The organism is Cryptosporangium aurantiacum, assembly GCF_900143005.1.
GTDB classification, from domain to species: Bacteria; Actinomycetota; Actinomycetes; order Mycobacteriales; family Cryptosporangiaceae; genus Cryptosporangium; species Cryptosporangium aurantiacum.
This window is the reverse complement of sequence record NZ_FRCS01000004.1, coordinates 36,275-49,017: the sequence shown is the minus strand read 5'-3', so window position 1 is coordinate 49,017 and position 12,743 is coordinate 36,275. Positions and strand designations below refer to the sequence as shown.

Here is a 12,743-nt window from a genome sequence, read left to right as displayed (position 1 = left end):
GTGGCGCCTTGAACTAGAACTGCAGGTGATCGCTTGGCCGACTATCGCCGTCGCGGTCCTAGAACGAGCTGAAGCTGTCCACGTCGATCAGGGTGAGCACCTCGGCACGCACGGCCGGGCATTCCGCCTTGGTCGCTGCGTCCAGTACGGTGCCGTTCTCCGGCTTGCCGTGGGATTCGAAGAAGGTGGCCAGCTTGCCGGCCAGATTGGCGTGCCGCCCGACCGGGCTGCTGATCTCCTTCAGTGCAGGGATTTCGCCCTCTAGGTAGGTGCAGACGTCCTTCGCCGAGTAGGAGCCGCTCACCGCTGCGGGCGGCTTGCCGCTGGCTCGGGTTGCTCCGTCGCCGACCGACGTAGGCGCGTCGGTGGACGGCGGGTTGGTGTCGGCTGAAGTGCAGCCGGACAGCACGGCGCTGCCGATGAGCAGTGTGAGGACTGCGGCCAGGCACCTGGGAGAGGTCATTGTGTGCTGGTCCTGTCTGAGCGAGCGGTGATCAACCAAAGGCCGGTCGGCAGCTGGTAGCCGACGCCGGCGGTGCGGAACCGTTCGAGCAGGCGTGCCGCCCCGCGCCGGGCATGCCCCTGGGCGGTAGGTTCGGCGTCTCGGTAGGCCGCGCTGGCGGGGCTGATCTCGATGAGCCATTCGGTGACCGCTTCCGGGTCGTCCGGGGCATCGAGCGTGACGTCGTACGGGTGAAGGCCGATGTCGGTGTAGCCGGCGGCGGTGAGCAGGCGGGTCACTCGCGCCGCGTCGGCGAATGCGAAGGGCCCCGGCTCGTCGCCGATCGGCAGTGGCGGCAGGGGTCCCAAGTAGGCCGCCGCGCCCAGCATCGCCGCCGAGAGCCATGGGTTCACCCGGCCGTCGCGGAACACCGTCGCGGCCAGTCGGGCGCCGGCACGCATCGACCGCCGGACTGTGGTCAGGCCCGCGACCGGATCGGCGAGGAGCATCAACGTCATCCGGGAGTAGACGGCGTCGAACGGCGCCCCGGGTACGGCATCGAGCGTCTCGATGTCACCTGCGACGAACCGCGGTTCCGCGCCGTCCGGCGTGGTGAACCGCTCGCGCGCCGTCGCGACCATCGCCGCGGCGAGGTCCAGACCGATCGCGCTGCCCAGCGGAGCGACGGCCCGCGCGAGCTCGGCGGTCGTGCCGCCACACCCGCAGCCGACGTCCAGCACCCGTTCCCCCGGTTGGGGCCGCAGCCAATCGAATGCCACGGCGCCCAGCGGCCGGCCGATCTCGTCGTGCCGGTCAGCCTGATTGACCCAACCCGGCGCCGTCCGGGCCCAGAAGTCGGCGTTGCGGGCGCGCTGGGTGGCAGCGTCGGCCATCAGAACGGCATCTCGGCGCCATCGACGCTCACCGACCGGAAGGCGGCGGCCTTCGCCGCATCAAAGCCCTCCTCCTGGGCGGCCAGCCCGGCGGCCCGGACCAGGCGCTCCGACTGGAACCTGCGGAACGCGGCCTGATCGGCCCAGATGTTGATGATCCGCCAACCCTCGTCGGACGGACCGGCCACGTGGGCCAGCAGGCCCGGCGGCCGATCCGGGCCGAGGTGCTTTTCCACCTGCCGGTATTCCTGCTCGCTGACTCCGGGCATGTCTTGAACGACGCCGTACGGCATAGCTGGCTCCTGCAGGTTCGATCGATAGAGTTAAGCTCTATCGAATAGAAGACTACGCTACGACCGTGACTGTCAATCGGCGTTACGTCTCGCCCCGCCGTCAGGAACAGGCTCGCCAAACCCGGCGAGCGATCCTCGACGCGGCGGCCAAGCTGTTCGTGGACCCGGGCTACGCCGCGACGCCGCTGACCGCCGTCGCCGCCCAGGCCGGCGTTGCCGTGCAGACCGTGTACGCGGTGTTCGGCAACAAGCGCCAACTGCTCTCCGATCTCGTCGATGTCACCCTGGTCGGCGACGACGAGCGGGTGGCGATGGCGGAGCGGTCGTTCGTCGCCGACATCCGCGCGCTGACCGGCCTGCGGGCGAAGCTCACGCGGTACGCCAGGCACCTCGCCGAGACGCATGCGCGGCAGGTGCACGTGATGCTGGCGCTGGCCGGTGCGGCGACCGCCGACGCCGACGCGGCGATGATCTGGCGCAAGAACCTCGAGGACCGGCGCCGCGGCATGGAAATGTTCGCCGCCGATCTCGCGGCCACCGGCGAGGTCCTGGTGAGTCAGGACCGGGCGGCCGACGTGCTGTGGCTCGCGCAGGACATCCGCAACTACGACTGGCTGGTCCGCGAGCGTGGGTGGCCGGTCGAGCGGTTCGAGCGATGGTTCGTGGACAGCGTCGCCGCGGTGCTCGGCGCGCCGGACTGACCGCCCTCCGCGCGGCGATTCGAGATCGCGCACCGATGAGGTTTCCGCGCCGCGCCCGTCTGTACCTGTGAGATCGACTCACGAGAGGCTGGCACGATGCGGAAATTGATCTTCGGCATGAACGTGAGCCTGGACGGCTACATCGCCGCGCCGGGCGACGACCTGGGCTGGAGCGAGCCGAGCGACGAGCTGTTCCAGTGGTGGCTCGACCAGGAGCGGGCGATCGGCCTGTTCCTGTACGGGCGCAGGCTGTGGGAGACAATGAGTTCCTACTGGCCGACCGGCGATCAGCAGCCGGGCGCCACCCCGGCGGAGGTCGAGTTCGCGCAGAACTGGCGGGACACGCCGAAGGTCGTGTTCTCTTCGACGGTCGACAAGGTCGACTGGAACACCCGGATAGTCACCGGCGACGCGGTCGAGGAGATCACCCGGCTGAAGGCCGAGGACGGCGAGCCGATGAGGGTTGGTGGCGCTGCGCTCGCCGGCGCGGCCATGCGGGCCGGGCTGGTCGACGAGTACGAGATCGTGACCCATCCGGTGTTGCTGGGCGGCGGCGCACCATTCTTCACCGCGGTGGACAGCTGGGTGAACCTGAACCTGGTGGAGACGCGGATGTTTCCCGGCGGCGTGATGCTGACCCGATACGAGACGAGGCGATGAGCACGGGCCACATGCTGGGCTTGTAGGGCCACGAACGGCACCCCGCGCTGGATTCGTCGACGAGCAGGACTTGGCGATTACAGCGTCGGGGGCAGGCCCAGCCACGGTTTGTCGGTGGCGTCGAATCCGGTGAGCTCGGCGATCTTCCCGTCGACGATGTGCAGGACGGCGATGTTCAACAGCCGGTACTCCGGGTCGTCGGAGGTGCGCCGGTACAGCGCGGCGGCAGGCATGCGGTTGACGGTCGTGGTGATGCAGCGCCAGTCGTCGTAGCCGGCCTGGAAGAGCCCACCGGAGATCCAGCCGTCCACCGCGTCCTTGGCCCCCACGACCACGGTGCCCGGATCGGGCAGCATCGCGAAGCGCAGGTCGTCGCGCAACAGGGACATCAACCCGTCGAGGTCGTTGCGCTCATGGGCGTCGATATACGACTTCACCACGCCGCGTTCGCCCTCCGACAGCTCGTGGGTGGCAGGACTCCGCCAGTCGAGGCGGCGGCCGGGCAGCTGCTCGCGCATCGTCACGCGCGCACGCTGCAGTGCGCTGGTCACCGACGCGACGGTCAGCTCCAGGTCGTCGGCGGCCTTCGACGCCGGCCAGCCGAGGACGTCGCGCAGGATGAACACCGCCCGCTGCCGCGGCGGCAGGTGCTGGACGGCGACGATGAACGCCAGCTCGATCGTCTCCCGCGCCACCACCGACTCCTGCGGGTCCTCCGGGAGCATCCGGTCCGGGTAGGGCTGCAGGTAGGGCAGTTCCGAGTCCGCACCCGGCAGCCCGGCAGGCACGGGTGTGCGGTCGTTGCGTTTCTCCAGGAAGTCGAGGCAGGCATTCGTCGCGATCCGGTACAGCCAAGTCCGTAGCGCAGCGCGGCCCTCGAACGACTCCCGCTTGTTCCACGCCCGCAGGAACGTCTCCTGCGTCACGTCCTGGGCGTCGTCGTAGTTCGCGAGCATCCGGTAGCAGTGCACCTGCAGCTCACGCCGGTGGCGCTCGGTGATGAGCGTGAACCGCGCCGTATCGTCCGAGCGGACCGCCGCGATGAACGCGGCCTCGTCGGTGCCCAGCCGTCTGGCGTCGGTCATGGTCGTCAATCCTTCCACCGGTGCGAGAGGGCCACCAGAACTGACGACATGGCGGAGGATTTCTCATCGGTGAAGCCGCAGGGCAGGTCAGCGAGCACCTTCTGTCGTTCGGTGGGGTCGAACGGGGAGGTAGCCCCACCCTCGCACGCTCGCGGTGTGGGCCATCGCCCCTCGGTCGGTGTCGACATCCCATCCTCTCCAGCGTCGCAGGATCTCCTCGAGGGCCACCCTGCCCTCCAGTCGGGCGAGGGCGGCGCCGAGGCAGAAGTGCAGTCCGTAGCCGAACGAGATATGCGGTCCCTCGGCGCGGTGGACGTCGAACGTGTCGGGTCGTGAGAAGTGGCGTTCGTCGCGGTTCGCGGCGCCGTTGAGGAGCAGCATGGTCGAGCCCTCCGGCACGGTGGTGCCGTGTACCTCGACGTCGCGCTGCACGTATCGGGCCTGGACCGGCGAGGGGGCCTCGAGCCGCAGGATCTCCTCGATGGCGTTGGGGATCAGCGACGGGTTGTCGACGAGCAGCCGACGCTGACCGGGATGCTGAGCGAGCAGCTGCATCGTGAACCCGATGAGACGGGTCGCCGTCTCGTTGCCCGCACCGGCGACCATGCTGGCGTAGGTGATCACCTCCTCGCGGGTGAGGGGACGCCGGGTGCCGTCCGGTTGGTCGACCTGAGCGTTCAGCAGCTCGGTCATGAGATCGTCGCCCGGGTTATCTGATCGCCAGTCGACGTAGTCGGCGAGAGCGCCCAGGACCTCGTCGAACGAGGACTGGTCGAAGCTGATCGGTGTGCCGTCGGTGGCGAGCGCGTCGTCGGTTCGCCGACGGTAAGCGAGCTGGTCGGCGTGGGGGATGCCGAAGAGAAAGCCCATGGTTCGTAGGGGGATCTCGATGCCGAACTCGCCGACGATGTCGAACTCGTCCCGTTCGACGAGCGCGTCGAGGGCACTGGTGCAGTACTCCCGGACGAGTGGTTCGAGGTCGAGCATGCGCCTCGGGGTGAAGACGCGGGAGAGCAGCGCGCGGTGCGCGTCGTGGAGTGGGGGATCCTCGAAGAGGAGGATGCCGGGTGGTATCTCGACGTCGGCGCGAATGATCTCCAGTACGGTTCCGCGGCCGGATCGGTAGGTCTTCCAGTCGGCCAAGGCCGGTTTGACGTCGTCCCACCGGCTCAGCGCGAAGAAGTCGTGCTCCTCGTTCCGGTACAGCGGCGCCTGGTCGCGGAGCCGTTTCCAGGTGGGATAGGGGTTGTCGTCGATGTCCACGTCGTAGGGGTCGTAGCGAACCTCTGCCGCCGGGGTCGCAGTGGCCATGGTGGTCTCTCCGATCTATCGGTCGGACCGCACGGGTCAACGGCCGTGCAGCGGTTGGTTCGGCACACCCTCGAACAGCTCCTCGGTCGGCCCCGAGGTCACCTGGCCGGCCAGTTTGGTGGCCAGGTGGGGCGCGAAGACGGCGCCGTAGACGACGTGCCCGAGGGCTATGACCGCCAGGGCCGCGAGGAGCGCGGATCGAAAGCGGGTCGTGGCCTTCGTGTCGGCCCACACGTCGATGACCGTGCGTCCCTTGGGGTCGGTTCGCCCGAAGAGGTAGGCGAACACCATGATCTGCACGCCCATGGCCAGCGAGTCGTAGAGCGGGTACTGGTGTTTGGTGCCTTCGAACAGCGCGAGGCCGGGGATCACGCGGCCGTAGTAGAAGACGCCGAGCTGGGCGCCGATGACCGCGTTGAAGAGGAACGCCCACAGGAAGCCGACGACGAGGCCGGTCGTCAGCAGCGCGAGCGGCCTGCGCCATCGGAACCTGGCGCTCAACCGCAGACCCAGCGCGGCCCCGATCACCGAGGGCAGCACGAAGTAGGCGATGTAGCCGACCGGCACCGAGGACGGCAGGCCGCCGCCCCAGGTCATGTTCAGCGGCCACCAGGACGGCATGCGTGGGAGGGCGGGCGGGAACTGCGCGTACATCGCCCAGTCGTAGGGAGCCTCGATCCACGAGAACGAGATCGCCGAGATGCACAGGAGCAACAGCGGGTGCAGCCGGCCGTGTCGAACGCTCAGGACGACACCGGCCACGACGAAAGCCGATCCGCCGACGTAGGCGAATCCGACGGCCGCCGCCAGCAGCGGCGTCAGTTCGGTGTTCATTCGGCGTCCGCGTCCGCCGAGGGACGACGTGCTTCGGCGTCGTAGCGAAGCACCAGACCGAAGACGAGGGCGATCAGCCCGACGAGCGTTCCCAGCATGATGAGCGCAGCCACGTTCTTCACTCCACCGGGTAGGCGACGGATTTGACCTCGGTGTATTGGTCGAAGCCGGCGATGCCGTTCTGTCGGCCGACGCCGCTGGCCTTGTAGCCACCGAACGGGACGTCGGCGCCGTACCCGACGGTGCCGTTGACGCCGATGAACCCGGCCCGCAACCGCTTCGCGACGGCTAGCGCGTGGTCCCTCGTGCCGGACATCACGTTCCCGGCCAGGCCGTACGGGCTGTCGTTGGCGATCCGCACGGCGTCGTCCTCGTCGGTGTACGGGATGACCGTGAGCACGGGCCCGAAGATCTCCTCCCGGGCGATCGTCGAGGTGTTGTCGACGTCGACGAAGAGGGTCGGCCGCACCCAGTACCCGCGATCGAAGCCGTCCGGCGACTCCGCGCCGCCGACCAGCAGGCGGGCTCCCTCGTCGATTCCCCGGTGGATGTAGCCGCGGATCCGATCGCGCTGCTCGGCGGAGATCACCGGGCCGCACAGCGTCGCCGGGTCCCGTGGGTCGCCCGGCGCGATGCCCTCATACATCGCCTGCAGCATCGCGACGCCCTCGTCGTAGCGGGAGCCGGGCAGCAGCATCCGGGTCGGGATGGCGCAGCCCTGGCCGGCGTGCACACACGGCGCGATCCCCAGCAGGCAGGCGGCCCCCAGGTCGGCGTCGTCCAGCACGATCGTCGCGGACTTGCCTCCCAGCTCCAGGAACAGCCGTTTCATGGTCGCGGCGCCCTTCTCCATGATTCGCTTGCCGACCGCGGTGGAGCCGGTGAACGAGATCAGGTCGACCTTGGGGGAGAGCGTCAGCTCCTCGCCGATCAGGTGGTCGGAGGCGGTGACGACGTTGACGACGCCGGCGGGGATGTCGGTGTGTTCGGCGATCAACCGGCCGAGCCGGGTGGCGTTGAACGGCGTGTCGGGGGCCGGCTTGAGCACGAGCGTGTTCCCGGTGGCCAGCGCCTGCGCCAGCTTGTTGATCGTGACCTCGAACGGGAAGTTCCAGGGCACGATCGCGCCCACCACGCCGACCGGCTCACGCCAGACCACGCGTCTGGTCTGCACGCCGGTCAACTCGACGAACGTCTCGCCGAGGTCGGTCTCCCAGGCGTATTGCTCGATCAGCTCGGCCGGGTAGGTCAGTCCGTCGGCCAGCGGGGCGTCCAGCTGTGGCCCGTGGGTGGTCATCCGCGGGCAGCCGACCTCCCGGATGAGTTCCTCGCGGAGCGCCTCCCGGTCAGCGTCGATCGCCGCGTGCAACTGCTCCAGGCAACGCTTCCGGAACGGACGGTCGGCCGACCACGAGGTCTCGTCGAACGCCCGGCGGGCGGCGTCGATCGCTCGGAGCATGTCTGACCGCGAGGCGTCGGAGACGGCGCCGAGCACCTCCTCGGTCGCCGGGTTGACGTTCACGAACACGCCGGCCCCACCCTCGACGAGGACGCCGTCGATCAGCATCCGCCGCTCGAAGGCGTCCGCGGTGTCAACCATGGACGGTGCGCTCCTTCATCGGATCGTTGTGCTGGGTTCCGGGATGGAGCCAGCTCGCGGGAGGCCCATGGCCAGGCGGACGACCTGATGCAGAACGCCGTCGGGAAGCAGCCGACGGGCGATCAGCGTCAGCCGGGCGTCGGCCCCGACCGGTCGGCGGACATACGGGCCGGTGGCTCGGAGAGCCCTCGACAACCCGCGCGCGAATCGCTCGGGCGGCGACGCGAACCGGATCGCCGATCGTCCGCGCCGATCGATGCACTGATTCTGAACGGCGTACGGACCGTCGAAATCGCGATAGTCATCGATCGCGTCGGTGATGATCTCGGTGTCGAACGTGCCGGTCACCAGCACCGTGACGCCCAGCCCAAGAGGCGATATTTCGCTGGCGAGCGCCTCCGCCCAACGCTCGAGGGCGCTCTTGGCGGCGGAGTACGGGGAGGCACCAGGGAATCCGCGGATGCTGATGAGGCTGGAGACGACGACGATGCGGCCCCGGCGGGCCTCCCGCATCGAGGGCAGGAGCGCGTTGGTCAGCGCCACCGGCCCGAACAGGTGGGTGGCGAACATGTCCTGCCAGACCTCCGCCGGCAGCTCCTCGGCGCAGCCGGCGACGGCGATGCCGGCGTTGTGCACCAGGACCTCCGGCGCGCCCACGGCGTCGAGGATCGCGTCGGCCGCCGCGGCGACCGACGCCCGATCCCGCAGATCGAGTCGCACTCCGACGAGGCGAGGGTCGCCGTCCGGTGCGCCGGTCGCCGTGCGCAGCCGCTCGAGCCCGGCCTCGACCGTCCGCACAGCTGCCACCACCCGCCAGCCCTGCTGGTACAGGTGGGTCGCCGAGGCCAGCCCGAGCCCTCGGGACGCGCCGGTGATGACGACGGTGCCCACCATCGCGCTACTCCTCGCCGAAGCGGCCGACGAGGTGCGAGCTCACGCCGTCCGGGTCGAGCCGGCGGGCGACCAGGTACCCGGCGCCCATCCAGGCCCGGCGGGTCCACTTACCGAACGAGATTCGGGTGCCGGGCGCGCCCGAGGCGGCCGGCAACATCTTGACCCGTTCCAGTGCCTCTTTGACCCCGCGCGGACTGAGCGGATGGGCCTCGGTGAACGCGTGGAGTAGGGCGTTGGCGATGTCGTGGTTGACGACCGGGACGCAGTACTCCGGGCGCCGCCCGACCTCCTTCTGGTAGCGGTCGAGGAAGCGCTGCCCGAGCTGGTTGTGCTCGTCGTACTGGTCGTTGCCGGTCCAGCCGAGAAACGCCTTCCACAGTGCCTCGTTGAGCCACGCGTTCTGAAAGGCCGTGCAGGTGTAGCGGGGCGGGTCCCAGCCCAGCGCCTCGAGTGCCGGATTGGCGAAGACGATGCCGAACCCGAAGCCGGCGTGCACGAGGGCGTCGGGCCTGGCCTCGTGCAGCCTCGCCACGGCTTCCGCGACGTCCTGCGCGGTCTGCGGCACGGCTTCCTGCGCGACGATCCGCAGCCCTCGTCGTCGGCAGGCGGTTTGGAAGTGCCGCACATAGGTCTCGCCGACCAGGGACCGCTCCATCAGCACGCCCACCGTGGTGTGCCCGGCCTTGACGAGCTGGTCGGCCCAGAAGATCGGCTCGTCGGTCAGCGATCCCATCGGGAAGGAAAACGTCCATTCGCCGAGCCAGTCGTCGGTGCCGGTGACGCTGACCGCGGGCACCCGGAACCGTTCCTCGATGGCCTCCCGGGTGGGCACCGCGTTGTCGGTGATGTTCGGCCCGATCACGACCAGACAACCTTCGTCGACCAGCTCGCCGTAGGCGTCGATCACCGCCTTGACCGAGCCCTTGGGCAACCCCTCGACCTCGCGGTACCGGAATTCGATCGGGCGGTCGAGCGTGCCGTCGCGGAGCGCGTCGCCGAAGACGAGGTGGAACGGCCGGAAGAGGTCGTCGCGCATGGTCTCCGGGAAGGCGTCGGGGAGCGTGAAATCCATCAGATACCCGATTTTGATCGGCGCCGCGGAGCCCTCGTAGGACATGCCACCTCCAGTGGAGCCTGCCTAACATCTGTTCCAAGCTAGGGAATTCCCGCGTTTCGCGTCAACATATTGACCGGATTTCTGTTCCACCCTACGGTCGACGCCATCATGAGGAGGAGGAGTGGCCAATGAAGATGGAAGACTTCGTCCTGGTGTCGGTGGACGACCATCTCGTGGAACCACCGGACATGTTCAAGCACCACATCCCGGCCAAGTACCGGGATCTCGCGCCGAAGGTGATCCAACGTGCGGACGGCACCGACGCGTGGGTCTTCGAGGGGCAAGAGGCCACCAACGTCGGCCTGAACGCGGTCGCCGGCCGCCCGCCGGACGAGTACGGCGCGGAACCGACCAAGTTCGCGGAGATCCGAGAGGGCTGCTACGACGTCCACGAGCGGGTCCGCGACATGAACGCCAACGGTGTGGCCGCGTCGCTGAACTTCCCCTCCTACCCGCAGTTCTGCGGGCAGTACTTCGCCCGCGCGCAGGACAAGGACCTCGGGCTGGCGGTGCTGCGCGCCTACAACGACTGGCACGTCGACGAGTGGTGCGGCGCGTACCCCGGCCGGTTCATCCCGCAGGCGCTGCCGCCCATCTGGGATCCCCAGCTCATGGCGGCGGAGGTCCACCGGATGGCCGGGAAGGGCTGTTCCGCCGTCACGTTCTCCGAGAACCCCGAGAAGGTCGGCTACCCGTCGCTGCACAACGAGCACTGGGACCCGTTCTGGCGAGCCTGCAGTGACACCGGCACGATCGTGAACCTGCACATCGGCTCGTCGTCGTCGGTCGTGATCACATCGCTGGACGCACCCGTGGACACGATGATCACGCTGCAGCCGATAAACATCGTGCAGGCGGCAGCTGACCTGGTCTGGTCACCGGTTCTGCGCAAGTTCCCGGACCTGCTCCTGGCTCTCAGCGAAGGCGGGATCGGCTGGATACCGTACTTCCTGGAGCGCATCGACCGCGTCTACACGATGCACCGGGCCTGGACCAAGCAGGACTTCGGCGACAAGCTGCCCTCCGAGGTCTTCCTCGAGCGCATCGTCACCTGCTTCATCGTCGACAGCTTCGGGCTCCGGTCCAGGGACGCGCTCAACCTCGACATGGTGACCTGGGAGTGCGACTACCCCCATTCCGACTCCACCTGGCCGCTCGCCCCGGAGAGCCTCGCACCCCACCTCGACGGCATGCCCGATGCCGAGATCAACAAGATCACGCACGAGAACGCGCTGCGGCTCTACCAGTTCGACATGTTCGGAAAGATCCCCCGCGAGCAGCTCACGGTCGGGGCCCTGCGCGCCCAGGCCGGCGACGTCGACCTCGGGTTCCGGTCGTCGGAGCGGCTCAAGAAGACCGGCACCGACACCGTCACCGTCCTCGACCTCGCGGCCAAGCTGCCCACCATCAACTAAGTGCCGTTCGCCCGCGAGGGTAGGTCGCCGTCGCGGGGGATCCATGCGCGAGAATGGTCCTGAACGGGGCCGATGGGCGGTGCCGGTCACCGTGGGAAAGGTCGAGGCGCGGGCGGGTGAGAATACGGAACGCGCCGCGGGCGGAGTCGAGCAGACGCGAGGAGATCCTCCAGCACGCCGCGATCCTGATTGCGTCGTCTGGCCCACAGACCTCACTCCAGCAGATCGCTGACGCCACGGACCTCCAGCTCGGCAGCCTCTATCACCACTTCCGTTCCAAGGACGAGATCCTCGTCGAACTGCTCAGGCGCTACCACGCCGACCTCGACCGGATCGGCGAGGTGACCCAGCAGGCCCTCGACGCGCCGCAGTACCGGCCGGCGCCGGAGCGGCTGACCGAGCTCGGCGCGACGATCGCCGCCTGCGCGATCCGGCACCGAGCCGCCCTCCAACTCACGTTCTACGAGGCGCCCAGCGGCAACCCGGAACTCAAAGAGCTCGTCCGGCGCCGACCGGTGGCGATCAACCGGGCGATGCTCGACACGCTTCGGGCACTGCGCTGGACGGGCGTGCTCCGGCGGAACCTCGATCTGCCGGTGACCGCCGACCGGACAGCCCAGACCATGCTGCATGTCGGGCTGGACGCGATCCGCCACCAGGCACCGGCCGAGCGGACCGTCGAGGTTCTGGCCGGCATCCTGCTGAACGGCCTGGCCACGACGGAGACCAGTGATGACCGGCTCGACGCGTCGAACGCGTTCACCGCGGCGGACAACGTCGTCAGGACCTGGATCGAGCAGCCCGGCCCCGCTCACGCGGACACCGCCGGCCGGGTCCGAGCGGCCGCCCGAACCGAGTTCGCCCGACGCGGGTTCGAGACGACCACCTTGCGGGACATCGCGGCGGCGGCCGAAGTCGGGGTCGGCACCGTGCACCGCGTGATCGGCTCCAAGGACGAGGTCCTGGCCACCATCATGCGGTCGTTCGGTGAGCATGTCATTGAAGGCTGGGCCAGCGTCTTCCGTTCGGACTCGAGTCCGGTGGAGAAGCTCGACGCGATGATGTGGATCAACATCAACACGCTGCACCACTATCCGGACGAGTTCAAAATCCAGCTCGCCTGGCTGCGGCAGGCCTCGCCGAACACCGCCGAACCTGGCTGGCACTTCACCCAGCAGCTGGAGCATCTCGCCGCGGTCGTGTCCGAAGGTATCGACGACGGAGAGATCCGGCCCGACATCGCCCCCGTCGATCAACTCGCCCAGTGCGTGATCAGCGTGCAGTGGATCCCGGAGAACATCCTCCTGGATCGGGGCACCCGAGCGGCCCTGCAACTCGGCCGGGACACGGTCCTGCGCGGCATCGCCCGCTGACCGCCGCTGCATCCCAACGGGCGGCCAGGCGCCGACGATGCCCGATTTCGATCCACTGTGTAGTCGTGCTCGCGACGGAACGTGGAACTTAGACCTCTCCCCGTCTCACACTCACGGGCGTTGGA

At 68.7% G+C, this 12,743-nt stretch carries 13 protein-coding genes; 4 read left to right on the top strand and 9 right to left on the bottom strand.

The window, feature by feature from the left end:
• Positions 1-58: 58 nt before the first annotated feature.
• Genes BUB75_RS14630 through BUB75_RS14620 form a run of 3 tightly spaced genes read right to left on the bottom strand, consistent with a single transcriptional unit; the run spans position 59 to position 1,628 of the window.
• Positions 59-463 carry a hypothetical protein gene (locus tag BUB75_RS14630; protein ID WP_073257441.1) on the bottom strand — a complete coding sequence of 135 codons (405 nt, stop codon included), beginning with the start codon at positions 461-463 and terminating at the stop codon, positions 59-61.
• Positions 460-1,335 (bottom strand): methyltransferase domain-containing protein, encoded by an 876-nt coding sequence (locus BUB75_RS14625; protein WP_073257438.1) that lies wholly within the window; start codon positions 1,333-1,335, stop codon positions 460-462. The genes BUB75_RS14630 and BUB75_RS14625 overlap by 4 nt, the downstream gene beginning before the upstream one ends.
• Complete coding sequence (locus BUB75_RS14620) at positions 1,335-1,628, bottom strand: hypothetical protein (RefSeq protein WP_073257435.1); 294 nt, start codon at positions 1,626-1,628, stop codon at positions 1,335-1,337. Before BUB75_RS14620 ends, BUB75_RS14625 begins: the two co-directional genes overlap by 1 nt.
• Positions 1,629-1,693: 65 nt before the next feature.
• Here BUB75_RS14620 and BUB75_RS14615 point away from each other — a divergent pair, with 65 nt between their 5' ends.
• Positions 1,694-2,329: a TetR/AcrR family transcriptional regulator gene (locus tag BUB75_RS14615; RefSeq protein ID WP_073257432.1), complete on the top strand. Its 636-nt coding sequence runs from the start codon at positions 1,694-1,696 to the stop codon at positions 2,327-2,329.
• 96 nt (positions 2,330-2,425) lie between these two features.
• Complete coding sequence (locus BUB75_RS14610; protein ID WP_073257429.1) at positions 2,426-2,989, top strand: dihydrofolate reductase family protein; 564 nt, start codon at positions 2,426-2,428, stop codon at positions 2,987-2,989.
• Positions 2,990-3,066: 77 nt separating this feature from the next.
• On the opposite strand, the gene BUB75_RS14605 is transcribed toward BUB75_RS14610, so the two are convergent.
• From BUB75_RS14605 to BUB75_RS14580, 6 genes are all read right to left on the bottom strand, one after another.
• A complete protein-coding gene (locus BUB75_RS14605; RefSeq protein WP_073257426.1) occupies positions 3,067-4,074 on the bottom strand; it encodes an RNA polymerase subunit sigma-70 in 1,008 nt (335 codons plus the stop codon).
• Positions 4,075-4,161: 87 nt separating this feature from the next.
• Entirely contained in the window at positions 4,162-5,385 is a 1,224-nt protein-coding gene (locus tag BUB75_RS14600) for a cytochrome P450 (protein ID WP_073257423.1), read from the bottom strand.
• Between the two features lie 36 nt (positions 5,386-5,421).
• Entirely contained in the window at positions 5,422-6,219 is a 798-nt protein-coding gene (locus BUB75_RS14595) for a spirocyclase AveC family protein (protein WP_073257420.1), read from the bottom strand.
• Positions 6,220-6,337: 118 nt separating this feature from the next.
• Positions 6,338-7,786, bottom strand: coding sequence for an aldehyde dehydrogenase family protein (locus BUB75_RS14590; protein WP_073258379.1), 1,449 nt, complete (start codon positions 7,784-7,786; stop codon positions 6,338-6,340).
• Between the two features lie 48 nt (positions 7,787-7,834).
• Entirely contained in the window at positions 7,835-8,713 is an 879-nt protein-coding gene (locus BUB75_RS14585) for an SDR family NAD(P)-dependent oxidoreductase (RefSeq protein WP_073257418.1), read from the bottom strand.
• A gap of 4 nt (positions 8,714-8,717) precedes the next feature.
• A complete protein-coding gene (locus BUB75_RS14580) occupies positions 8,718-9,830 on the bottom strand; it encodes an ABC transporter substrate-binding protein (protein WP_073257416.1) in 1,113 nt (370 codons plus the stop codon).
• A gap of 128 nt (positions 9,831-9,958) precedes the next feature.
• Here BUB75_RS14580 and BUB75_RS14575 point away from each other — a divergent pair, with 128 nt between their 5' ends.
• Both BUB75_RS14575 and BUB75_RS14570 read left to right on the top strand, forming a co-directional pair.
• Entirely contained in the window at positions 9,959-11,245 is a 1,287-nt protein-coding gene (locus BUB75_RS14575) for an amidohydrolase family protein (protein ID WP_073257414.1), read from the top strand.
• A 53-nt stretch (positions 11,246-11,298) separates the two neighbouring features.
• Entirely contained in the window at positions 11,299-12,618 is a 1,320-nt protein-coding gene (locus BUB75_RS14570) for a TetR/AcrR family transcriptional regulator (RefSeq protein ID WP_084741166.1), read from the top strand.
• The last annotated feature ends 125 nt before the right edge of the window (positions 12,619-12,743 follow it).